Raw genomic sequence first — 22,269 nt, 5'->3', positions numbered from 1 at the left:
CCTCTCCTTACGTTCTGTAGCTTGCGTTAATTTTGACATAATCGTATGTCAGGTCGCAGCCCCAGGCTTTTCCCTCTCCGTTTCCGATCCGGAGGTCGATATGAATATTCACTGTGTTATTTTCCAGGACTTCTTTTGCCTTATCTTCAGAGAAATTCTGAGGCTGCCCATTATGATACAGGCATTGATCACCTAAAAAGATGCCGATTTTATCAGGATTCACCTCTGCGCTGCTGTGGCCGATTGCACCGATAATTCTTCCCCAGTTGGCATCAGCTCCATAAACGGCTGTTTTGACAAGGCTTGATCCGACCACTTTTTTTGCCGTAATTCTTGCTTCCTCATCAGTTGCTGCTCCTTCGACTGTCACTTCGATCAGCTTCGTAGCGCCTTCACCGTCTCGTGCAATGCTCTTTGCAAGATCTTCGCATACAAGCTTTAGGCCCTGCTTGAAGATATCCCAATCATCATGCTGGGAAGTCAGAGGTTCATTATTCGCCAATCCATTTGCCATCACTAAAACCATATCGTTCGTTGAGGTTTCGCCGTCAACTGTAATTTGATTAAAGGAAACATCCGTCAATTCGCTGAGCGCCTGCTGCAGAACATTGCTTTCGACAGCGGCATCGGTTGTAACGAATGCAAGCATTGTCGCCATGTTTGGATGGATCATCCCGGACCCTTTTGCGCAGCCGCCGATCGTTACTTTTTTTCCGTCAATCATCATTTCATAGCATGTTTTCTTCGTCACAGTATCCGTCGTTAATATCGCTTCTTGGAAGGCCGGTGACCCGTCTTTTGAAGGAGAAATATCCCCCACACCATTCCGGATGCAGTCCATTTTTAAATATTCACCGATAACACCTGTCGAAGCTACTGCCACATGCTCTTCTTTCAATCCAAAAGAATTCGCGCACAATGCTCTCATCTCATAGGCATCTTTTAATCCCTGCTCGCCTGTACACGCATTTGCAATCGCACTGTTCACTATTAGCGCCTGCAGCTTGTGATCCATTTCAATACTTTCTTGAGTTATTTTCAGCGGAGCTGCCTGAAAATGACTTTGGGTGTAAACGGCCGCACAGCTTGCCGGAACTTCACTTATTAAAACGCCTAAATCTTTTTTTGCATATCGCAGTCCGGTATGTACCCCATCTGCTGTAAATCCAGCCGGTGATGTAACCGATCCTTCATCTATTTTGCAAAGCCCGATGGACTCTTTTACTTTCAGCATAATTCAGCCTCCTATGGATATAGCGGTGTGAGCTCTAATCCCATTGTTTCTTCAAATCCATTCATCATATTAAAGTTTTGCACGGCCTGACCTGCAGCGCCCTTCATTAAGTTATCAATCACCGAAACGATCGTGACTCTTCCTGTCCGCTCGTCATAAGAAAGGCCGATGTCACAAAAATTCGAACCGTATACCTCTTTCGTCGATGGAAATTCTCCAAGCGGCCTGACTCTGACAAAATAGGAATCTCTGTAAAAAGCTTGATAGCATGCAAGTAATTCCTCTGAACTCATTTCTCCTTTTGCATCCGCGTAGATGGTTGCCATAATTCCCCTTGTCATTGGAACCAAATGTGTTTGAAAGGTAATGGCCGAAATATTTTCATTCATCAGGTGAAGCGCTTGTTCAATTTCAGGAATATGCTGATGACCATTCACTTTGTAGATTTTCAGATTTTCATTTACTTCTGAGTAATGAACACCGATGCCGGCTTTTCGCCCTGCACCCGAAACTCCTGTTTTTGCATCAATAATAATGGAAGATTCATTGATCAGATCATTAGAGACAGACGGCGCAAGGCCAAGAATTGAAGCTGTCGGAAAGCAGCCTGGATTTGAAAGAATGGATGCCTTCATAATGGATGGTTTATTCAGTTCAGAAAGACCATATACCGCTGCTTCAACAATCTTCTGGTCTGCAGCCTTTCGTTTATACCATTTTTCATATAAAGCAGAATCTTTTAATCTCAAATCTCCTGACAGATCAATCACCTTTACTTGTTCTAAGTTGATTTGCGGCAAAATCTCTGCCGCAGCTCCAGGCGGTGAGGCCATAAACAGGACATCAACCTCTTTGTCGATTGAGGCGCTGTCTATGCGGACCAGTAATTCATCGCTTATGCCGGTTAAATGAGGATAAGATTCCCTGTATGCCTTTCCGTCTTCAGAAGATGTATATAAAATACATTTATCCACTTTTGGATGTTTTGTTAGAAGGCGGTATAACTCATTGCCCCCATAGCCCGTTGCACCTATAATACCTACATTCAATTGGATCACCCTTTAATTTATATCGTTCTTTTATTTGAATTAGTACCCATTATAATACTGCATAAAAATAAAATCAATTGTATATTTAAAAATTTTATAGATTAATTGATTGTTTGCGGCTGCTCGGTGCGAGCTGATAGAGTTTACCGTATTTGATCAGAGTGGCGACTTTATTAAAATTATATTTGTACCTCTTTCATGACTTGGGGTGGGTGTACTCTTTGGGGACACTTTTTCTGGTTTTGGCCGCGATTGTGGAATCATAGCATGCGGTTGATTCCTCTTCTCGCGCTCATTTCATCGATTGTGGAATCATAGTACGCTTTTAATTCCTCTTTTCGCGCTCTTTCCATAAATTGTGGAATCATAGTATGCTTTTGATTCCTCTTTTCGCGCTCATTTCATCGATTGTGGAATCATAGTACGCTTTTGATTCCTCTTCTCGCGCTCTTTTCATCGATTGTGGAATCATAGTATGCTTTCAATTCCTCTTTTCGCGCTCTTCCCATAAATTGTGGAATCATAGCATGCGGTTGATTCCTCTTTTCGCGTTCATTTCATCGATTGTGGAATCATAGTATGCTTTTGATTCCTCTTTTCGCGCTCATTTCATCGATTGTGGAATCATAGCATGGGGTTGATTCCTCTTCTCGCGCTCATTTCATTGATTGTGGAATCATAGTACGCTTTTGATTCCTCTTTTCGCGCTCTTTCCATAAATTGTGGAATCCTAGCATGCGATTAATTCCTCTTCTCGCGCTCATTACATCGATTGTGGAATCATCGTATGCTTTTGATTCCTCTTTTCGCGCTCATTTCATCGATTGTGGAATCATAGCATGCGGTTGATTCCTCTTCTCGCGCTCATTTCATCGATTGTGGAATCATAGTATGCGGTTGATTCCTCTTTTCGCGCTCATTTCATCGATTGTGGAATGATAGTACGCTTTTGATTCCTCTTCTTCGTGCTCTTTCCATTGAATGTGGAATCATTCGGACACTCCATCATAAACTGACTCTCCGGTTTGGACGATTACAGGTATTCCTTCAATATTTTGAGTCATCTAGCAGTTTTTACTGAAGTTATCCTATAAACGCTCACAAAAAAAATCCCGGTTCCTTTAAGAACCGGGATCTCCCTATTTCACTGTACACCTAATGCAATTTTTGCAATTCGGCTCATTCGGTCTTTTGTCCATGGCGGATTCCAGACGATATTTACTTCTGTTTCTTTAATTTCGGGAATATCACGCAAGGCTGTTTTTACTTGATCGATGATTGTGCCTGCAAGCGGGCAGCCCATTGAAGTCAGTGTCATTGTCACAAGCGCTGTGCCGTTCTCGTCAAGCTCCACATCATAAACAAGTCCCAGATTCACAATGTCAACACCAAGCTCAGGGTCAATGACAAGCTCAAGCGCTCCATAAATATTTTCTTTAAGTGCTTCATCCATAATAATCACTCCTCACAGCAAAGTATATCGAAACAAAGCAGCAACCTGAAATTATTTGCTTTCAGTCAAAAAATCGGCAAACCAGTCGACGGCAGCAATCAGCCCTTCGCGTGAAACCTTATGATCTGCATTGGTATCCGCAATAAATTTCAGATATTCAGGCTTTTCCTCATAGGACGATTTGATTTCCTCAAAGAACGTGTAGGTCGGATCAAAAGGTACAACCTGATCCTTTTTTCCGTGCCAGAATAATAATGGACGGGCTGCGAGCTTTTCTGTATGTATACTCAAATCATAAGCCTGCAGACTTAAGAAGTGCTTTTCAAGCTCTTCATCCGTGAGCGGAACTTTAATGCCCATCTTTTGTATATATTGTATTTGCTGACGGGAAAACTGTTCATAATAAGGACTTCCCATTAAGCTTGCAGCTGCTTTGATCCATTCGTATTGCGTCAACGCTCCAAGTGTCACAATTCCGCCCATGGAAGTTCCAGCTACACCGATTTGACCTGGGTCAATCAGCTCTTCTTTTTCAAAATAATCCTTAATCGTCTGCAATTCATTGATTTCATTTATTACAATGCTCCAAAATTGCATATTTAACTCAAGTCCTGCAAGATTTTCGTTTCTTTCTCCGTGATGCAGGGCGTCCGGCAGCACAACACGAATACCTTTTTCAGCAAGCAGGTAGGCATAGTGCAGGTTATGTTCCTTCGCGCTTGTAAATCCGTGGACAAAAATAACAAATGGTGTTTTATCATTTTTGACAGAATCCTTTACTACATGAAGCAAAGGAATACCGGCTGCATTCATTTTTTCAACAGCGATCATGTTTTATGCCTCCCTCTTTTTCATTATCTTAAGTGTAACATGTAGACAATAATCTTGGAAAAAAGATACACTGATAGTGGGACTTGTTTTTTAATTCAAAGAATAAAGGAGCTTCTATGACAACAAAACCTTATTTAATTGCACTTGATTTAGATGGTACTTTATTAAAAGATGATAAAACGATTTCTGCCTATTCAAAAGAAATCATTAAAAAAGCAAAAGATGCAGGACATATTGTCTGCATTTCAACAGGGCGCCCGTATCGTGCAAGCTCGATGTATTATGAGGAGCTTGAGCTCGATACGCCGATTGTCAACTTCAACGGAGCATTTGTCCATCATCCAAAAGATGATCAGTGGGGAGCGTATCACACGACTCTATCTGTTGATGTTGTAAAGCAAATCGTTGAAGTGTGCGAAAAACACAACGTTAATAACATACTTGCGGAAGTAATGGATCATGTTTATTTCCATTATCACGATGAAAAGCTTCTTGATATTTTCACAATGAACTCCTCAGACATCACGATTGGAGATTTGCGGAAAAATCTTGGAGATGATGTAACAAGTATTCTTATCCATGCTTCTGAGGAAGAAGTGGACAATATCCGCAAGTACTTATCCGATGTTCATGCTGAGCTTGTTGATCACAGACGCTGGGCTGCACCTTGGCACGTGATCGAAATCATTAAGCAAGGAATGAATAAAGCGGTGGGATTAAAGAAAATTGCTGATTCGTACAACATTCCCGCTGAAAGAATCATTGCATTCGGCGATGAAGACAATGATCTTGAGATGCTGAAATACGCAGGGCAAGGTGTAGCGATGGGAAATGCGATTCCTGAACTCAAGGAAGCTGCGAACAGAGAAACGAAAACAAATGAAGAGGATGGCATTGCCATTTACTTAAAGGACGCCTTATCACTATAAGGGCGTCTTTTTTAGTGAAGATTACCATCCATAGAACCATGAGAGTTGAGACAAAATAGTAAGGACGCATCAGCAGCGTCAGCAAACATTCATTTAGGGGGAATTTCGCATGAGCAGTAATAAATCTAAACGCTTTGTACAGCAAGGTAAAGATTCCGTTTCGAAACATGATGAACGTTTCCCTTATCACACAACAATGGCTGAGTCAGAAGAGCGCAAAGCTCAAATGGCAGACAAATCCTCTTTAGGAGGCTTTTAGGATGGGCAATCAACTATTTCAGGCAGCAAGAAAAGCAGTTGAAAAAGCAGGCGAGGTTTTAAGCGGCAAGATGAATGACGATCATAACAAACACGATCATCATCAGCAAAACCAATTTAGCCAGCACGATGACAGTCAGCAAACTCAGTATTCAAGCCAGCATCAGGACCAAAATGGCGCACAGCACAGCCGCCAAGGCGCAGATGCAGACGCAAAAGCAAAAGCAGAAGGTGCACTCATGTCCGCCTTTGCAAATGCTTCTCCTGAAGAACAAAAGCAGCTTAGCGAGCTTCAGGACGAACTGAAGAATATGTAGCAAAAGTGAAATCGAAATCCCCGAAAATTCTTTTTCGGGGATTTTATTTTATTAGTAAGTGGAAATAAATTGGTTTGACCGCTTAATACAGGTTATCCGTGGCATTCTTACCCTCACATACCGTTATTCGGTTTTGCGGGGTACGATTCAGCCGTTTCCTTACCCTCCATTAACGTTTTTTGGTTTTGCTGGGCGTTTCCACTTGCCATTGAAGCATAACAAATATGAATTCTGATACTATAAAAAAAACCGCGGTTTTACCCGCAGCTTTTTCCGCTATTCAGATACTGAGAATTTCTGCTTTTGCTCAAGCGGCTTAACGCCCTCTGCTTTTCCGGCAAACATAACTGTTACTGTGTATTCACCTGCTTCAAGCTTTGTCCCAGCGCTTTTCATATCCCACGTTTCCTGGTAGGTTTGACTCTCGCCTGGGGGCAGGGTCATATATTGCAGAGCTTGTGTAAACATTCTGCCTTTGGAATACTTGTATACTTCTGCGCCATTTGGATCTGTAATGATGATTTCATACTTTTGGCCAGATGAGAATTCGAAGTTTTTTTCTTCATCTGTGTGATTTTTCACCGTCATGTTAATCTGGACAATTCCAGCATCCTCTTTTGCCTCTACAGATAACTGTACACCTTTTGTCTCCACGTCACCGGACACCTCTTCCGCTTCATCCTTTTTTTCAGCAGTTTGACCGCAGCCGACAAGAAATAATAAGCCCAGCATAATAAATACAAGCTTTTTCATATCCTGCACGTCTCCTATTCTTTGCGGAAGAAACCAAAGATTCCTGTTGTTTGAATGATATTTGTAAATGCCTTTGGATCAACTTCCTTAATGATTTTTTCTAAATCATAAAGCTCATAGCGCGTGATCACAATCATCAGCATGTCCTTTTGCTCATTTGTAAAAGCTCCTTTAGCAGGAACCATTGTAATACCTCTTACCATTTTAGCATGAATCGCCTCTTTTAAATCATCCGCTTTTTTTGTAATGATCATGGCTGTCAATTTTTCATGGCGGGTATGGATGGCATCAATAACCCTTGTTGATGCGTACAGAGTTACAAGGGTATAAAGCGCTTTTTCCCAGCCATAAAGCAATCCGGCTGTAAAAATGATAATTCCGTTTAATATAAAGAAATAAGTGCCGACCGGTTTATCCTTCATTCTTGAAAGGATCATCGCTACAATATCAAGTCCGCCTGTTGATGCACCGTACTTCAGCGTAATACCTACACCAATAGCAACGATGACGCCTCCAAAAACGGCATTGAGCAATATATCCTCAGATAATGGATATAAAGGGACAATCGATAAAAATAATGTGGTCGCTGCTACACTAAGTACACTGTACAGAGTGAACGACTTCCCGACTTTCTGCCATCCCAGAATTGCTACTGGAATGTTAAGCAAGAGCAGCAGGACCCCAGTTGATATGTATAAAGGAGTATATTCTTTAATTACACTTGATAAGAGCTGGGCGATTCCGGTAAAACCGCTCGCATAAACATCAGCAGGAATCATGAATAAATTCAGGCCGACAGCATTCAGCAGCGCTCCAAAAATAACGACTACCGCTTTTTTTACTTCTTCATAAACCATTTGCAGAAAATCCTCCCGGGCTATAAGATAATGATAGTATTTCTGATTTACCCCTATTTCTTGCAGATCAATACAAATATTGTCTTTTTAGGGCAAACTAACTTTCTTTACTTCTTTTTGACTAAGTGCTAATTTAGAACTATATGTGAGGCTAAAATCCCTTATTACGGGTAAAACCAGATGAATTGAGGTGTAAAAATGACTGTACATATCGTCGCCGACAGCGCAAGCGATCTGCCGCTTGAATTTTATAAGGAACACGGCGTAACGCTACTCCCTCTAGGTGTCCATATAGAGGAAAACGACTATCGCGATTTAGTCACAATTTCCCCTAAAGAAGTATACGACGCGATGCGTGAAGGGAAAATAGCTAAAACGACTCAAATCTCTCCTCTTGATGTAAAAGAGACATTTACTGAACTTGCGAAAAAACAAATACCTGCATTATATGTTGCTTTTTCATCCGAACTCTCCGGAACCTATCAGACTGCTGTCATGATCGGGAATGAAGTCAAAGAGGAATATCCTGACTTTGAGCTTTCCATTGTTGATTCCAAATGCGCTTCCCTTGGGCTTGGACTTGCAGTTAAACATGCAGTTGAGCTTGCCAGTAAAGGAAACACTCTACATGAAATTGAAGCGTCTGTAAAGGATTTTTGTGAGCATACAGAACACATTTTCACTGTCGATAACCTTGAATATTTAGCAAGAGGCGGAAGAATCAGCAAAGCATCTGCATTCGTAGGCGGTCTTCTCAACATTAAACCACTGCTTCATGTTGAAGATGGCAAGCTGATTCCTCTTGAAAAATTAAGAGGCAAGAAAAAAGTTTACCGCCGGGTAATTGAACTTATGAAAGAACGAGGCTCAGATCTTGAAAACCAGACAATCGCCATCAGTCACGGTGATGATATGGGCGCTGCGAGCGAAATAAAAGCAATGATTGAATCGGAATTTCACCCGAAAGAAGTATATATCAACACTGTCGGCTGTTCAGTTGGCGCGCATTCAGGACCTGGCACAATCGCCATTTTCTTTTTAAACAAACCGATCTCATAATATTATTCTTACAGGGCAACATAAACTTATCTTTAAATAAGGGAGTTTTTATGATGCCGCATACGAGCGATAACGACAAAAAAGCAAAAGACAATAATGCCAAAGAACACGAAAGAAACATGATGCGCGAGAAAAACCGCCAAAAAGGCGAAAGACAATATTCTAAAAAGACAGATCATTTATAAAAAACAGCAGCGAAAATCGCTGCTGTTTTCGTTTTATTGAAGCTTAAACTTTGAAAGCGTCTGATTTAAATCATCTGTAAGCTGTCTTAGTTCAACCACTTTTTCAACCATTTTTTCAAAGGCCAGGAGCTGCTCAGTTGTCGAAGCAGATATTTCCTCGCTTCCAGCTGCTGTCTCTTCTACTACGGCACTGATGCTTTCTACATTTTGCAGCACTTGCTCTCCAAGTGCCTTTGAATTCAACATTCCTGTTTTTAACTCATTTAATTCTGATGTAATTCCTTTAACTTTAAGATCGATATCTTCAAAAGCACTTGTTGTATGATCCATTCCGTTCTGCTGCTTTTGAGCAATCGAAACCCCATTTACGACAGATTCTGAAATACTGGATATGCCAGATTGAATTAAACTTACCATTTCAAATATTTGGGATGTTGCACCCGTTGATTCTTCTGCAAGCTTTCTCACTTCAGCTGCAACAACAGCAAAGCCTTTGCCTGCCTCGCCGGCACGTGCAGCTTCAATGGCAGCATTTAATGCAAGCAAGTTCGTCTGATTGGCAATATTTGAAACAACCTTAGCCATATCTTCTATTTTGGTCATATATCCAATAAATGTTTTTGTTGATTCTTCAATTTGCTTAGTTGTATTCATGTTTTCGGTAATGAGCAGCCGCTGAGCTTTAATGGCGTTCTGCCCTGATGCAATGGCGTTTACCGTTTCTTTTCCGTATTGAACGGATTGCTCAGACCGGTTTACATTTTCACTGAAATCAAAATCCATTCTCTCAATCAAAGTTACCGCATCTTGAAGGTCTGTAGAAATCGATTGTGATCCTGCCGATAATTCATCTGTAGATACAGCTACCTGATTGCTGATTTCAGTTAATACCCTGTTCTCTCCCTCAAGCTCTTTTGCAAAACCCTCTACTTCTTTACTTACGCTGTCGATTGAGAATAGAAGTCCTTTAAGCTGATGAGTCATTGCAGTGAAAGAATCATTCAGTGCAGCTATTTCATCTTTTCCTTTGTAAGTGATCATTTTCACTGCCAGATTGCCATTTGCAATTTCATTTGCCTGATGAGAAAGGCCTTTTAGCGGCTTTGTAATAGCATTGGTCATGCGAATGACAATATATGAAGATAGTGAAATTAAAAGAACTGTTCCAATTATTGCAGATAAAATAACGAATTCGATTTGTTTTTTCAAATTCCCCTGGAGCATCTCATATCGTTCATTCGCATAAATGTTCATTAAGTGCACATCATTTGAAATTCCATCAACCCGGACAGACTGGCGCTTGGCTTCTGCCTGATTTTTTTCATTTAGAGCCTGTCCTGTTTCATCTTTTAAAGCTGTAAATTTATTTGAAGCCTTTTGCAGAGCTTGTTTCGTATTTTTATCCTTCACGATTTGATTTAATTCTTCTAAAAGCTTTTCATTTCTCTGCAGTGCTTGAAGGGTTTCTTCTTTTTGGGCATCTGTCAATGAAAAGGCAAAGTTGTTGAGGCTTTGCTTTGTTACAGTAAGCTCTCCCTGCAATTTTTCAATATTTAAAAGGACTGGAACTTCATTTTGATTAGATGATTGAATGGACAGCATATTTACAATAATAAAGCCAATCATCAAGGTAGCCATAATTATGATGCTGAGTGAATTCAGCAAAAGCTTTTTCTTAAGTGACACAAGTCTTCCCCCTAGTTGCCTTCTGCTAATTTTTTCTGCCATTCATCAAGGGTTTTCTGCTGATCTTCCGTAAGCGAAATAACACGGATTGGCGCCAGCTGAACGCCATTGTCTTTTAAACCTAATTCAATATGACCATCAGGTACTTCTTTTTCCCTTACATACTCTTTAAGCAGCTTGTAGATTCCCACGTCTACATTTTTGAGCATAGAAGTTATCACTGATTTTTCTGCGTAAAAATACTGATCACTGTCAACCCCTATTGCGTAAACACCGTTATCTTGAGCTGCTTTTAGTGCACCTACTCCAGTAAAACCAGCGGCAGCATATAAAACATCAGCCTGATTGCCAATCATTTTTTCCCCTATTTCACTTCCAAGTTTATCGTCGCCGAAATCATTGGCATATTCCGTTATTATTTTTATATCCGGGTTAATTGCCTTTGCTCCTTCTGAAAATCCATCGGCAAACTTATTGATAAGCGGAACATCTGCTCCGCCAATGAATCCGACTGTATTGGATTTCGATGTCATGGCAGCAGCAGCTCCTGCTAAGAAGCTGCCCTCTTTCTCTTTAAACGTAATCGACGTGATGTTATCCATCTCTGAAACAGCATCAATTAAGATGAATTTCTGTTCAGGATATTTTTTTGCTGTTTTCTCAAGATCCTCCTGAACCATAAAACCAAGTCCGATAACTAAGTCATTGCCTTCTTTAACTAATTCAGTTAATCCCTTTTCATAGGTCCCGGTATCTTTAATTTCTCTGTAATCGAATAAAATTCCAAGCTCATCACGTGATTTCATTAGTCCTGCAAATGCTGAATCACTAAATGACTGATCGCCAAGTCCGACATCAGACAACATAATGCCCACCTTTATCTTATCTTCTGACTTACTAACAGATTCGGATTTTCCGCAGCCTGAAAGCAGCATCATGAGGCAAAACGAAAGCACGATCGCTCTATGATTTCTTTTCATTGATGGTTTCTCTCCCTTTAAAAGTATCTCCTCATGTCATATCGACTGATTTTCGAAAATCTTTATTATTTATTATTGGAAGGGTTTTGTGTGCAATATTTTTATGGGATGACAGAACCTCAGAATACTATCAGCCAATTTTTGATTTTATCCGCCGCCACCTGAGTTTTCATCTACCAAACTTGTAATTGTCCAAAAAAAAAGCTGTTTTCGTATAGATTGTTGTTATTCATTATAAATGTTGCCCGCTCCTTGCAGCGAGAGGAACTTGCTTTCCGCGGGGAGCATGGGGCTCTATTTCCCGCAGGAGTCAAGTTTATCCGCTGCCATCCACTAAGGGTTTTTAACATTTCGTCTAATAGCAACAATGTTTACAAAGAGCAAAAAAAACAGCAAGCGATCAACTCGCTTACTGTTCCTTTTTGAAATATGTCCAGCCGTCTTCCTGATAAACTTTCCCGGCTTTCATTAATGATCCGATTGCACGCTTGAACGCGCCTTTGCTCATGTTAAAGCGTTCTTTAATATCTTCAGGATCGCTTTTATCGAAGAATGGCATCGCTCCGCCTCTTGATTCCATGTAATCATAAAGCTGCTGAGCGTCTGCATCCAATGCTTCATGCTTTCTTGGAAGAAGGGATACGTTGATTGTTCCATCTTCTTTAACATCAATTACGCGTCCTGTTACAAGTTCCCCTAGACGAGGCTCTCTTTTACGCTGCGAAGAGTGAATGAATCCTTTGTAGCCTTCTTCGGTGATTATGTATGAGCCGGCAATAATCATTCTGTACACTCTGCCTGTCACGGTTTGGTTGTTGGCAGCACCTTCCGCTGAGACAATATTCTCCTGCATGACATCTTCCGTTGCAAGCTTCGTGAAAAACCTGCCATTTTTCGTTACCTTCAAAGAACAATAAAGCATGTCCCCCTCTTCAGGCCAGACCTCAATAAATGCGGGAAGAATATCATTTGCCACCAGCGCATCCTTGGATAAGCCGATGTCAACAAATGCTCCCATATCTTCTCTTACACTTACAACCTCAACCCAGTCATAATGATCCTCAGTAATTTTCGGTTTTTTCATTGTTGCAGCAAGACGATCCTCATGATCGACAATAATATAAACCTCAATCTCTTCTTTGCCTTCGATTGGCTCCGTGATTTCGGTTTTGTGAAGCAGCACACGGCTTTCTCCGTCTGTCAAATAGTATCCATAATCTAATTTTTCATCTATTGAAAGCGTCATAAACGTTCCTGGATTCATCAGTGATTTTCGTTCCTTTCTTTTGCAGGTTGCATTTGCTGTTATTGTTAAACTGATTAGGTGGGCAGACTTTGGATTTTGTCTTATCCGGCTCCAGCTCCCAACCCCTCGGTCAGAACGGCTCCGCACTTCGGTTTGTCCGGCTCCATCGCCTAACTCCTCGGCCAGAACGGCTCCGCCAGGAAAAGCAAAAAGCGCCTTTCCTGGCGGAGCCTTATCTGTCTGTCGGAGCTAAACAGGCGATTCCGCACTTCATGTGTTGTTATCCCAAGTCCATTCTACTATAATCTAAGAATAATACAAAGTTCTTGGAGGGATTCTTATGGCGAAGGATAGTTCGTTTGATATTGTGTCGAAAGTGGATATGCCTGAGGTGACGAATGCGATTACGATGACAATGAAGGAAATCGGCACGCGCTATGATTTTAAAGGGAGCAAAAGCAGCATTTCTCTTGAAAAAGAAGAGATTGTTCTAGTCTCAGATGATGAGTTTAAAATGGATCAGTTAAAGGATGTTTTTGTTTCCAAACTGATTAAGCGCAATGTGGCGACCAGGAATATTGATTACGGCAAGATTGAAGGCGCATCCGGCGGTACGATTCGCCAGCGTGCTAAGCTGATTCAGGGTATTGATAAGGATAATGCGAAAAAGATTAATGCCATTATTAAAAATTCTGGTTTAAAAGTAAAAACACAGGTTCAGGATGATCAGGTCCGCGTAACCGGCAAAAATAAGGACGACCTTCAGCAGGTAATTGCAGCCGTTCGCGGTGCAGACTTGCCGATTGACGTCCAGTTTCTTAATTTCAGATAAAGTGAACGAACACCCGGGCTCTTCTCAGCCGGGTGTTTGTTTAGCTGTTCGGCAGGTTTTCCTTTTGATCTATCCTCAATAAATTCCCCGTCTATTCAGAAAACTTTTACTTTTGTATTGAATCTATCCGAAAAAACATGTAAATTAGATATAATATCTTTTTGCTAATTTCATATTTCACCATTCTTATCTAGAGAAGCTGAGGGACTGGCCCTTTGAAGCTTCAGCAACCTGGCATAATGAAACCATCTGTATTCAGCAGAGCTTTCATTCCAAGGTGCTAATTCCAGCGATGCATCCATCGAACGATAAGAAGAAGTCCTGAACGTTCAAAAGTCTTCTTCTTGGAAGGCTTTTTTTGTTTTCTTTACTTGCATGAAGGAGGTTTGGAGTTTGACACTTTTAAACGATTTACAGAACAAGATCCTGATTGGCGACGGAGCAATGGGAACACTGCTTTATTCTCACGGAGTGGACCGATGTTTCGAAGAATTGAATTTATCAAAGCCTGATGAAATCTTAAATGTCCATAAGGCTTATATTGCAGCCGGTGCGGATGTTATTCAGACAAATACGTACGGCGCCAATTATATTAAGCTTTCAAGATACGGATTAGAAGATGAAGTGAGAGCGATCAACCGTACTGCTGTGCAGATTGCCAAAAAAGCAGCAGCCGGCAATGACACTTATGTTCTCGGCACAATTGGAGGCATCCGTGCTTTCAAAAAAAACGCCTATTCTCTTGAAGACATTAAAAGAAATTTCAGGGAACAGCTTTACCTTTTGCTCAGTGAAGAGGTCGACGGCCTTCTGCTTGAAACCTATTATGATCTCGAGGAAATAAAAACAGTATTAGAGATAGCGAGAAAAGAAACGAATATCCCGATTATTACAAACATCTCCCTGCACGAAATCGGGGTGCTGCAGGACGGAACACCTCTGCATGAAGGCCTTTCTCAGCTTGAAGCACTTGGTGCGGATGTTGTCGGGCTGAATTGCAGACTGGGACCTTACCATATGCTTTCTTCACTTGAAGAAATTCCGCTGCCTGATAAAGCGTACTTATCTGTTTATCCAAACAGCAGCTTGCCTACTCTTGAAGAAGGCAGACTTGTGTATGGCTCAGGAGAAAAATATTTTGCAGAAAGTGCTCTTGCCTTCAGAAATCAGGGAGCAAGACTGATCGGCGGGTGCTGCGGCACAACGCCATTGCACATTGAAGCAATGGCAGCAGCGCTTAAAGGCCTGGCTCCAGTTACAGAGAAGAAAGTGAAAATCAGAAAAGAAGAGATTTCTGTCACGTCAGCAGCGGAAAGAAAGTACCCTCCCCTGCAGGAAATAGTGAGCGAGAAACGTTCTCTGATTGTAGAACTTGATCCTCCTAAAAAACTTGGAATAGACAAATTTTTAAAAGGAGCAAAAGCTCTGCAGGCTGCTGGAATCGATGCCTTAACTCTTGCAGATAACTCGCTTGCGTCACCGCGGATTAGCAATGTTGCTGTTGGGTCCATCGTTCAGCAAACACTTGGGCTCAGGTCTTTAATTCATATTACATGCCGCGACCGCAATTTAATTGGCCTTCAATCTCATTTGATGGGTCTTCATACACTTGGACTTACAGATGTCTTAGCAATCACAGGCGATCCATCAAAAATCGGGGATTTTCCGGGAGCAACATCGGTTTATGATCTTTCATCATTTGATTTGATCAGCTTAATCAAGCAATTTAACGACGGCCTTTCTTATTCAGGTAAACCGCTTGGAGAAAAAACCAATTTCTCAGTAGCTGCCGCGTTTAACCCTAATGTCAAATATCTTGATAAAGCGGTAAAAAGGCTTGAGAAAAAAATTGCCTGCGGGGCAGATTATTTCATCTCACAGCCCATTTACTCAGAAAAACAGCTGATTGATGTATATGAAGAAACAAAGCATTTAACCGTGCCAATCTATATCGGCATTATGCCGCTCACAAGCAGCCGCAACGCAGAGTTTATTCATAACGAAATTCCTGGCATTACTCTTTCTGACAGTATCCGGGAAAGAATGGCTCAGGCAGGCGATAATCGTGAGAAAGCCTATCAGGAAGGATTGGCTATCGCTAAAAGATTGATTGATGCTGCCTTTGACTTATTTAATGGAATCTACCTAATTACACCATTTTTAAACTATGAATTAACCGTTGAACTGACAAACTACATTCATAAGAAACAAACTGAGGTCAATGAAAGGAAGATTACGCATGTCTGATATAAAAAAACAGCTTGAGAAAAAAATCCTCGTTCTCGACGGAGCGATGGGCACCATGATTCAGGATGCAAATCTTTCAGCAGCTGATTTCGGCGGAGAAGAATACGAGGGCTGCAACGAATATTTAACGATTACTGCACCAGAAGTCATCGAATCCATTCATGATGCTTACTTGAGGGCAAAAGCAGATATTATAGAAACCAACACATTTGGCGCTACTAAAATAGTCCTTGATGAATATAATCTTGGTCACCTCGCTTTTGAATTAAATAAAAAAGCGGCGGAGATTGCAAAGAAGGCAGCTGAAAAGGTTTCAACTCCTGAATGGCCCCGTTATGTTGCAGGCTCAATGGGCCCTACGACAAAAACACTGTCAGTCACAGGCGGAGCAACGTTTGATGAGCTTATTCAAAATTATGAGGAGCAAACACTTGGCCTGCTCGCTGGCGGCACTGATTTGCTCCTGCTTGAAACGAGCCAGGATTTATTAAATGTGAAAGCAGGCTTTCTTGGCATTAAACGCGCCTTTGAACAAGCAGGAAAAGAAATTCCGCTGATGATTTCAGGAACGATTGAACCTATGGGAACGACGCTTGCAGGCCAGGATATTGAAGCCTTTTTCATCTCGCTTGAACACATGAAGCCTTTATCTGTGGGGCTTAACTGTGCAACAGGACCTGAATTTATGACCGACCATATCCGAACACTGTCAGGAATGGCTCATACGGCTGTCAGCTGCTATCCTAATGCGGGATTACCTGATGAGGAAGGGAATTATCATGAATCACCCCGTTCTCTTGCTCAAAAAGTGAAGGGATTTGCAGAGCAGGGCTGGCTGAACATTGTCGGCGGCTGCTGCGGAACGACACCTGCACATATTACTGCCATTGCTGACGCTGTAGGTGAACTCAGGCCCCGCCAAGTTCCGGGACGTGATCCAGCCCATACAGTATCAGGCATCGATCCGCTGATTTATGATGATTCGATGAGGCCGCTATTCGTAGGAGAACGGACTAATGTCATTGGCTCCAGAAAATTTAAACGATTAATCGCGGAGGGGAAATTTGAAGAAGCAGCTGAAATTGCCCGTGCGCAAGTGAAAAATGGCGCACACGTTATTGATATCTGTCTTGCTGATCCAGACCGCGAGGAATTAGAAGATATGGAAGCATTTATGCAGGAAATCACAAAAAAAGTAAAAGCACCGCTTGTCATCGATTCAACCGATGAGAAAGTGATTGAAAAAGCACTCTCCTATTCTCAAGGGAAGGTGATCATCAATTCAATCAACCTAGAAGACGGTGAAGAGAGATTTGACGCTGTCGTACCTCTCATTCACAAATATGGTGCAGCTGTCGTCGTCGGAACGATTGATGAAAAAGGAATGGCGCTTACGGCTGAGCAAAAGCTTGATATCGCTGTTCGTTCATTCGAACTTCTGACGGAGAAACACGGACTAAATCCTTCAGATATCATTTTTGATCCACTCGTTTTTCCTGTAGGAACGGGAGATGAGCAATATATCGGCTCAGCTGAAGAAACGATAAAGGGCATACGTTTAATAAAAGAGCGATTGCCGCAATGCCTGACTATCCTTGGCGTAAGCAATGTATCATTCGGTCTCCCTCCTGTTGGACGCGAAGTGCTGAATGCGGTCTATTTGTATCACTGTACACAGGCAGGACTGGACTACGCAATCGTCAATACAGAGAAACTTGAACGATTTGCGTCCATCCCAAAAGAGGAAATTGAAATGGCAGAAACTCTGCTTTTCAACACAAATGACGAAACATTGGCTGTCTTCACAAACCATTATAGAGGGAAAAAGAAAACGGCAAAAAAACCGGTTCAGTCTCTTCCTCTGGAGGAACGTCTTGCTCAATATGTGGTCGAAGGCACGAAAGAAGGACTTCTTGCAGATCTTGAGATTGCATTAAAAGAGTACGAAGCACCGCTGGATATTATCAATGGCCCTCTAATGAAAGGCATGGCTGAGGTTGGAGAGCTGTTTAATACAAACCAGCTGATTGTTGCTGAAGTACTGCAAAGCGCAGAGGTCATGAAAGCATCTGTCTCCTTTTTAGAGCCTCACATGGAAAAAAAGGATGACAGCGGAAAAGGCAAAATTTTGCTTGCAACTGTCAAAGGTGACGTACATGACATCGGGAAAAATTTAGTCGATATCATCTTAAGCAACAATGGCTACAAGGTTGTGGATTTAGGCATAAAAGTAACTCCCCAGGACTTGATTCTTGCGGTCAAAAAAGAAAATCCTGATATTGTAGGACTATCAGGACTTCTCGTAAAGTCTGCGCAGCAAATGGTTTTGACTGCACAGGATTTAAAAGAAGCTGACATCTCCGTGCCAATCATGGTTGGCGGCGCAGCTTTATCCAGAAAATTTGCAGACGGAAAAATTGCACCTCAATACAGCGGTCCTGTCATTTATGCCAAGGACGCTATGGATGGACTGTCCCTTGCAAACAGGATCAGGGTAGATCCAACGCAATTCAAGAAAAAAGAAGCCATTCTAGAGAAATCTGCAGATAAGAAAGCAACTCCGGCTGTAACTGAATTGCTGGAGAAAAGAGCAGAGCTCACTCCATCTCCGTATTTTCAGCCCGAAGACTGCAAACGGCACATTATTAAAGATATTGAACTGTCACATCTGATTCCCTACATTAACATGCAGATGCTGATCGGCCATCATCTTGGCCTAAAAGGAAAAGTAAAGGAAATGCTTAAAAATAAAGATCCAAAAGCGGTTGCCCTAAAAGAAACAATAGATGAACTTCTAAAACAGGGCTACGAGGAAAAATGGTTTCAGCCTGCAGCTGTCTATCAATTTTTCCCGGCAGAATCTGATGGCAACAATCTGCACATTCTTGATCCTGAAACGGAAAAAAGGCTGCAGACCTTTGAATTCCCAAGGCAATCAAAGCTGCCGCACCGCTGTATATCCGATTATATCCGTCCTAGAAAAGATGATAAACAAAGAGATTATGTCTCCTTCTTTGCCGTAACAGCAGGGAAAAAAGTGAGGGAAATTGCCAACCGCTTTAAAGAGCAGGGTGATTACCTGAAAAGCCATGTAGTACAGGCACTGGCACTTGAGCTTGCTGAAGGTTTGGCAGAACGGACTCACCAGCTGATCCGCGATCAATGGGGTTTTCCAGATCCTCCTGATTTCACTATGGACCAGCGCTTTTCTGCCAAATATCAAGGGCAGCGTTTTTCCTTCGGATACCCTGCCTGTCCGAATCTGGATGACCAGGGGAAATTATTCGACCTCATTGCTCCTGAAGATATAGGCGTTAACTTGACGGAAGGCTTTATGATGGAGCCGGAAGCTTCCGTAACGGCAATTGTTGTCGCTCATCCTGAAGCAAGATATTTCAATGTATTGAACTAAAACTTCGGTTTTAGTTCTTTTTTTAGACTCTTTTCATAAAATTTGCTGCTTTTAAACTAGAAATATAAAACCATGAGTGGATTGCAGCGGAAGGAACTTGACTCCTGCGGGACAGTAGAAGGAAATGGTAGACCCCGGAGGCAGAGCCGAGGAGGCTCCCAGCCGGACCGCGGAAAGCAAGTTCCTTGAGCGGAAAGGAATGGACAAGATTTAACATCAAAAACAACGATCTATGCGAAAACAGCCTTTTTTTATAGAAGATTTCACGTTTCATCTCATTCAATCAGGGAATATATTCTAAATAACAGCTACATATTCAACAACCTTTTCACCATACTAATCAAGATTAAACCTTGGAGGGATTTGAATGAGTCAAGATAGTCAAAACAAAAAAACGATGCCGGCACAGCATCAGGATGTTCAGCCGGGACATGAGAACTTAATGAACCCGCAGCCTGAGTTTGATGCACTTCAATATAAGGGCAGTGAGAAGCTTCTTGATAAGGTGGCTATTATTACAGGCGGAGATTCAGGTATTGGACGGGCCGTTGCTGTCCATTATGCAAAGGAAGGCGCTGATGTCGTCATTTCATATTTGGACGAGCATGAGGATGCTAATGAAACAAAACAGCTTGTTGAACAGGAAGGCCGCAAATGCATTCTGATGCCGGGAGATATTGGAGAAGAATCATTCTGCGCACAAATCGTATCTGAAACCGTGGGTCAGCTTGGAAAAATTGATATTCTTGTTAATAACGCAGCAGAACAGCATCCCCAGGCAGGTATTGAGGAAATCTCAAAAGAACAGCTTGAACGGACGTTTAAAACAAACATATTCTCTTTCTTTTATATGACAAAAGCTGCCCTTCCGCATATGAAACAAGGCAGCAGCATTATCAATACATCTTCTATTACAGCCTATGCAGGAAACGACCAGCTGATCGATTATTCGTCAACAAAAGGCGCTATTACAGCCTTTACCCGATCTCTTTCTGCGTCTCTTGTTAAAAAAGGCATTCGGGTAAACGGAGTTGCTCCAGGTCCAATCTGGACTCCGCTGATTCCATCTACCTTCGATGCAGAGAAAGTTTCAGAATTTGGAGCGGACACGCCTATGGGACGTCCCGGTCAGCCTGACGAACTTGCTCCAAGCTACGTTTTCCTGGCAAGCAATGATTCAACCTATATTACAGGACAAATGATTCATGTAAATGGCGGAAAAATCATTAACGGATAAATCGATTTCAAAGCGCCTGAATTTTCTAATTCAGGCGTTTTTTTGTTTGAAATTTTATTTATCCCCTTAATAAAATGTGTGTATGACCACTACTTTTTTGAAAGCGTTTACATATAATGTACTAGGAAGGGGGGAAAATCATGGATCGATTAATCTTCTTATTCTTAGCTGCAATTCTTGCCGGCTTTGCTTTAGTTGAATTGCCGCTGGCAGGTACATTCTTGGCAAGCTTGGAGCCTTTCACATCAGTCGTTGGCGTTTTAGCAATTTTAGTTTTTTCTTTCGTTTTAATCTTTTATGGTGTTAAAAGTTTATTCAAAAAGTAGTCATGTTCTTGGCCGGCAGTTTAGATTGCCGGTCTTTTTTGTATTGCACACGACCTTACATTTTGACTGGATTCTCTTTTAACCCATAAATAGGCTAACATAATTCCTCCTCCGGCATACCTTAACTTTGAGACATGAAAATGCTCATCAACAAGATTTAACAATAGGAGGAATTTTTAATGGGTAAAGACGGAGGAAATTGCGGCGGCGGCTATAATAGCGGTTTCGCATTAATTATCGTATTGTTTATTTTATTGATTATCATCGGTGCTTCTTTTGTAGGCGGCGCTGGATACGGCGGACACGGTTACTGCTAATGACAAATGAACGGCTTGCCTCATAGGTAAGCCGTTTCTAGATACATAAAAAACGCATGAACTCATTAGAGTCCATGCGTTTCAGCTTAAACTTGTGTACTTGTCAAAATGTCCGTAATAACAGGAACGATTTGTTTTTTGCGGGAAACTACGCCTTTTAAAACAGCCGTGTTGTCCACAAGTTTCACATCATATGCCTGTTCTACAGCACGTGTTTCGCGACCAAGGGCCAATGCTACGGAATCATTGATTAAAATATCCGTTACGACAAAAATGAATAAATCTAATTCTTTTTCAGCGATAACAGCGGAAATCAAGGCTTCAATCTCTTCTTTATGAACGAGTACATCGTTTGGATCTACTGCATTTACTTGCGCAATTTCTACTTTATAGTTGCCCATAGAAAATTCCTTTGCATCAAGGGAAATCAGCTCTGCCACTGTTTTGTCGCTTAAATCTGCACCTGCTTTAAGCATATCAAGGCCGTAGACCTCGGGATCAACTCCAGCAATTTCAGCTAATTCGCGCGCAGCTGCTACATCTTGATCTGTGCATGTAGGAGATTTAAATAATAGTGAATCTGAAATAATCGCAGAAAGCATCAATCCAGCAATTTCTTTAGGAATGCTGACACCATTTTCTTTGTACAATTTGTTTAAGATAGTAGCTGTGCAGCCTACTGGCTCTGCACGATAATACAATGGATCGCTTGTTTCAAAATTGGCAATGCGATGATGATCAATCACTTCAAGTACTCGAACATCGTCAATATCACTCACACTTTGCTGGCGCTCGTTATGGTCGACTAAAATAACCTGGCTGACTTCATTAGCCACTGTTTCTACAAAGCGGGGAGTTTCGATCCCAAAAGCAGTTAAAGCGAACTGAGTTTCACCGTTGATTTCGCCTAAGCGCACAGGCTCAGCAATTAAACCAAGCTTTGTTTTAAGATCAGCATACGCAATGGCAGAGCATATTGTATCTGTATCGGGATTTTTATGACCAAAGATTAAAACTTTTTCCATCTAAAAAAACTCCTTTGCTGTAAATACTCTAGAATT

21 protein-coding genes and 1 riboswitch are annotated in these 22,269 nt (G+C 41.6%); of the genes, 11 read left to right on the top strand and 10 right to left on the bottom strand.

Features of this window, described 5'->3' with window-relative positions; all coding sequences use genetic code 11:
- Positions 1-7: 7 nt before the first annotated feature.
- The 4 genes from argJ to AC3ISE_RS04990 form a co-directional block, all read right to left on the bottom strand.
- Positions 8-1,234: a bifunctional ornithine acetyltransferase/N-acetylglutamate synthase gene (gene argJ, locus AC3ISE_RS05005; protein WP_489223285.1), complete on the bottom strand. Its 1,227-nt coding sequence runs from the start codon at positions 1,232-1,234 to the stop codon at positions 8-10.
- A gap of 11 nt (positions 1,235-1,245) precedes the next feature.
- The gene (gene argC, locus AC3ISE_RS05000) at positions 1,246-2,283 is read right to left on the bottom strand and encodes an N-acetyl-gamma-glutamyl-phosphate reductase (RefSeq protein WP_489223284.1); all 1,038 of its coding nucleotides are present in this window, start codon (positions 2,281-2,283) and stop codon (positions 1,246-1,248) included.
- Between the two features lie 1,144 nt (positions 2,284-3,427).
- Positions 3,428-3,736 carry a metal-sulfur cluster assembly factor gene (locus AC3ISE_RS04995; RefSeq protein WP_309190734.1) on the bottom strand — a complete coding sequence of 103 codons (309 nt, stop codon included), beginning with the start codon at positions 3,734-3,736 and terminating at the stop codon, positions 3,428-3,430.
- A 51-nt stretch (positions 3,737-3,787) separates the two neighbouring features.
- Positions 3,788-4,567: an alpha/beta fold hydrolase gene (locus tag AC3ISE_RS04990; RefSeq protein ID WP_489223283.1), complete on the bottom strand. Its 780-nt coding sequence runs from the start codon at positions 4,565-4,567 to the stop codon at positions 3,788-3,790.
- Positions 4,568-4,683: 116 nt separating this feature from the next.
- On the opposite strand from AC3ISE_RS04990, the gene AC3ISE_RS04985 reads away from it, so the two are divergent.
- The 3 genes from AC3ISE_RS04985 (at position 4,684) to AC3ISE_RS04975 (ending at position 6,071) form a co-directional block, all read left to right on the top strand.
- Entirely contained in the window at positions 4,684-5,496 is an 813-nt protein-coding gene (locus AC3ISE_RS04985; RefSeq protein WP_489223282.1) for a Cof-type HAD-IIB family hydrolase, read from the top strand.
- 109 nt (positions 5,497-5,605) lie between these two features.
- Positions 5,606-5,755 (top strand): hypothetical protein, encoded by a 150-nt coding sequence (locus AC3ISE_RS04980; protein ID WP_165970965.1) that lies wholly within the window; start codon positions 5,606-5,608, stop codon positions 5,753-5,755.
- A gap of 1 nt (position 5,756) precedes the next feature.
- Positions 5,757-6,071 (top strand): DUF3813 family protein, encoded by a 315-nt coding sequence (locus AC3ISE_RS04975; protein ID WP_489223281.1) that lies wholly within the window; start codon positions 5,757-5,759, stop codon positions 6,069-6,071.
- A gap of 276 nt (positions 6,072-6,347) precedes the next feature.
- Here AC3ISE_RS04975 and AC3ISE_RS04970 read toward each other — a convergent pair whose 3' ends face one another.
- Together AC3ISE_RS04970 and AC3ISE_RS04965 are read right to left on the bottom strand one after the other, a co-directional pair.
- Positions 6,348-6,824, bottom strand: a complete 477-nt coding sequence (locus AC3ISE_RS04970; RefSeq protein WP_489223280.1) for a BsuPI-related putative proteinase inhibitor — start codon at positions 6,822-6,824, stop codon at positions 6,348-6,350.
- A 14-nt stretch (positions 6,825-6,838) separates the two neighbouring features.
- On the bottom strand, positions 6,839-7,681 hold the full coding sequence (locus tag AC3ISE_RS04965) for a YitT family protein (RefSeq protein WP_489223279.1): 843 nt from the start codon (positions 7,679-7,681) through the stop codon (positions 6,839-6,841).
- A 198-nt stretch (positions 7,682-7,879) separates the two neighbouring features.
- Between AC3ISE_RS04965 and AC3ISE_RS04960 the strand changes: the two genes are divergently transcribed.
- Positions 7,880-8,740 carry a DegV family protein gene (locus AC3ISE_RS04960; protein WP_489223278.1) on the top strand — a complete coding sequence of 287 codons (861 nt, stop codon included), beginning with the start codon at positions 7,880-7,882 and terminating at the stop codon, positions 8,738-8,740.
- Positions 8,741-8,793: 53 nt separating this feature from the next.
- The gene (locus AC3ISE_RS04955; RefSeq protein WP_083328367.1) at positions 8,794-8,925 is read left to right on the top strand and encodes a DUF3941 domain-containing protein; all 132 of its coding nucleotides are present in this window, start codon (positions 8,794-8,796) and stop codon (positions 8,923-8,925) included.
- Positions 8,926-8,958: 33 nt separating this feature from the next.
- Here the strand turns inward: AC3ISE_RS04955 and AC3ISE_RS04950 are convergent, their stop codons facing one another.
- The 3 genes from AC3ISE_RS04950 to AC3ISE_RS04940 all read right to left on the bottom strand — a co-directional run bounded on the left by AC3ISE_RS04950 (position 8,959) and on the right by AC3ISE_RS04940 (position 12,855).
- Positions 8,959-10,611 (bottom strand): methyl-accepting chemotaxis protein, encoded by a 1,653-nt coding sequence (locus AC3ISE_RS04950; RefSeq protein ID WP_489223277.1) that lies wholly within the window; start codon positions 10,609-10,611, stop codon positions 8,959-8,961.
- 11 nt (positions 10,612-10,622) lie between these two features.
- Positions 10,623-11,591, bottom strand: a complete 969-nt coding sequence (locus AC3ISE_RS04945; protein ID WP_489223276.1) for a BMP family lipoprotein — start codon at positions 11,589-11,591, stop codon at positions 10,623-10,625.
- 409 nt (positions 11,592-12,000) lie between these two features.
- On the bottom strand, positions 12,001-12,855 hold the full coding sequence (locus AC3ISE_RS04940) for a CvfB family protein (protein ID WP_489223275.1): 855 nt from the start codon (positions 12,853-12,855) through the stop codon (positions 12,001-12,003).
- A 322-nt stretch (positions 12,856-13,177) separates the two neighbouring features.
- Here AC3ISE_RS04940 and AC3ISE_RS04935 point away from each other — a divergent pair, with 322 nt between their 5' ends.
- The 6 genes from AC3ISE_RS04935 (at position 13,178) to AC3ISE_RS04910 (ending at position 21,208) form a co-directional block, all read left to right on the top strand.
- A complete protein-coding gene (locus AC3ISE_RS04935) occupies positions 13,178-13,669 on the top strand; it encodes a YajQ family cyclic di-GMP-binding protein (protein WP_489223274.1) in 492 nt (163 codons plus the stop codon).
- A 183-nt stretch (positions 13,670-13,852) separates the two neighbouring features.
- Positions 13,853-13,984: riboswitch (SAM riboswitch) on the top strand.
- A gap of 78 nt (positions 13,985-14,062) precedes the next feature.
- A complete protein-coding gene (locus AC3ISE_RS04930) occupies positions 14,063-15,916 on the top strand; it encodes a bifunctional homocysteine S-methyltransferase/methylenetetrahydrofolate reductase (protein ID WP_489223273.1) in 1,854 nt (617 codons plus the stop codon).
- Positions 15,909-19,328, top strand: coding sequence for a methionine synthase (gene metH, locus AC3ISE_RS04925; RefSeq protein ID WP_489223272.1), 3,420 nt, complete (start codon positions 15,909-15,911; stop codon positions 19,326-19,328). Before AC3ISE_RS04930 ends, metH begins: the two co-directional genes overlap by 8 nt.
- A 367-nt stretch (positions 19,329-19,695) precedes the next feature.
- The gene (locus AC3ISE_RS04920; RefSeq protein ID WP_489223271.1) at positions 19,696-20,565 is read left to right on the top strand and encodes an SDR family oxidoreductase; all 870 of its coding nucleotides are present in this window, start codon (positions 19,696-19,698) and stop codon (positions 20,563-20,565) included.
- Positions 20,566-20,705: 140 nt separating this feature from the next.
- The gene (locus AC3ISE_RS04915; RefSeq protein ID WP_489223270.1) at positions 20,706-20,891 is read left to right on the top strand and encodes a hypothetical protein; all 186 of its coding nucleotides are present in this window, start codon (positions 20,706-20,708) and stop codon (positions 20,889-20,891) included.
- 179 nt (positions 20,892-21,070) lie between these two features.
- Complete coding sequence (locus AC3ISE_RS04910; RefSeq protein ID WP_083328368.1) at positions 21,071-21,208, top strand: YjcZ family sporulation protein; 138 nt, start codon at positions 21,071-21,073, stop codon at positions 21,206-21,208.
- 86 nt (positions 21,209-21,294) lie between these two features.
- Here the strand turns inward: AC3ISE_RS04910 and AC3ISE_RS04905 are convergent, their stop codons facing one another.
- Complete coding sequence (locus AC3ISE_RS04905) at positions 21,295-22,233, bottom strand: manganese-dependent inorganic pyrophosphatase (protein ID WP_489223269.1); 939 nt, start codon at positions 22,231-22,233, stop codon at positions 21,295-21,297.
- Positions 22,234-22,269 lie beyond the last annotated feature (36 nt).

The sequence above is a fragment of the Metabacillus sp. KH_069 genome, from assembly GCF_057838075.1.
Note: the sequence above shows the minus strand (reverse complement) of the source record. Positions and strands in the feature narration are given on the sequence as shown.

What these genes read in the sequence shown, in the direction of transcription:
- argJ (WP_489223285.1), bottom strand. Translation starts at nt 1,234, where the DNA reads ATGCTGAAAGTAAAAGAGTCCATCGGGCTTTGCAAAATAGATGAAGGA.
- AC3ISE_RS04995 (WP_309190734.1), bottom strand. Translation starts at nt 3,736, where the DNA reads ATGGATGAAGCACTTAAAGAAAATATTTATGGAGCGCTTGAGCTTGTC.
- AC3ISE_RS04990 (WP_489223283.1), bottom strand. Translation starts at nt 4,567, where the DNA reads ATGATCGCTGTTGAAAAAATGAATGCAGCCGGTATTCCTTTGCTTCAT.
- AC3ISE_RS04985 (WP_489223282.1), top strand. Translation starts at nt 4,684, where the DNA reads ATGACAACAAAACCTTATTTAATTGCACTTGATTTAGATGGTACTTTA.
- AC3ISE_RS04980 (WP_165970965.1), top strand. Translation starts at nt 5,606, where the DNA reads ATGAGCAGTAATAAATCTAAACGCTTTGTACAGCAAGGTAAAGATTCC.
- AC3ISE_RS04975 (WP_489223281.1), top strand. Translation starts at nt 5,757, where the DNA reads ATGGGCAATCAACTATTTCAGGCAGCAAGAAAAGCAGTTGAAAAAGCA.
- AC3ISE_RS04970 (WP_489223280.1), bottom strand. Translation starts at nt 6,824, where the DNA reads ATGAAAAAGCTTGTATTTATTATGCTGGGCTTATTATTTCTTGTCGGC.
- AC3ISE_RS04965 (WP_489223279.1), bottom strand. Translation starts at nt 7,681, where the DNA reads ATGGTTTATGAAGAAGTAAAAAAAGCGGTAGTCGTTATTTTTGGAGCG.
- AC3ISE_RS04960 (WP_489223278.1), top strand. Translation starts at nt 7,880, where the DNA reads ATGACTGTACATATCGTCGCCGACAGCGCAAGCGATCTGCCGCTTGAA.
- AC3ISE_RS04955 (WP_083328367.1), top strand. Translation starts at nt 8,794, where the DNA reads ATGCCGCATACGAGCGATAACGACAAAAAAGCAAAAGACAATAATGCC.
- AC3ISE_RS04945 (WP_489223276.1), bottom strand. Translation starts at nt 11,591, where the DNA reads ATGAAAAGAAATCATAGAGCGATCGTGCTTTCGTTTTGCCTCATGATG.
- AC3ISE_RS04940 (WP_489223275.1), bottom strand. Translation starts at nt 12,855, where the DNA reads ATGAATCCAGGAACGTTTATGACGCTTTCAATAGATGAAAAATTAGAT.
- AC3ISE_RS04935 (WP_489223274.1), top strand. Translation starts at nt 13,178, where the DNA reads ATGGCGAAGGATAGTTCGTTTGATATTGTGTCGAAAGTGGATATGCCT.
- metH (WP_489223272.1), top strand. Translation starts at nt 15,909, where the DNA reads ATGTCTGATATAAAAAAACAGCTTGAGAAAAAAATCCTCGTTCTCGAC.
- AC3ISE_RS04920 (WP_489223271.1), top strand. Translation starts at nt 19,696, where the DNA reads ATGAGTCAAGATAGTCAAAACAAAAAAACGATGCCGGCACAGCATCAG.
- AC3ISE_RS04915 (WP_489223270.1), top strand. Translation starts at nt 20,706, where the DNA reads ATGGATCGATTAATCTTCTTATTCTTAGCTGCAATTCTTGCCGGCTTT.
- AC3ISE_RS04910 (WP_083328368.1), top strand. Translation starts at nt 21,071, where the DNA reads ATGGGTAAAGACGGAGGAAATTGCGGCGGCGGCTATAATAGCGGTTTC.
- AC3ISE_RS04905 (WP_489223269.1), bottom strand. Translation starts at nt 22,233, where the DNA reads ATGGAAAAAGTTTTAATCTTTGGTCATAAAAATCCCGATACAGATACA.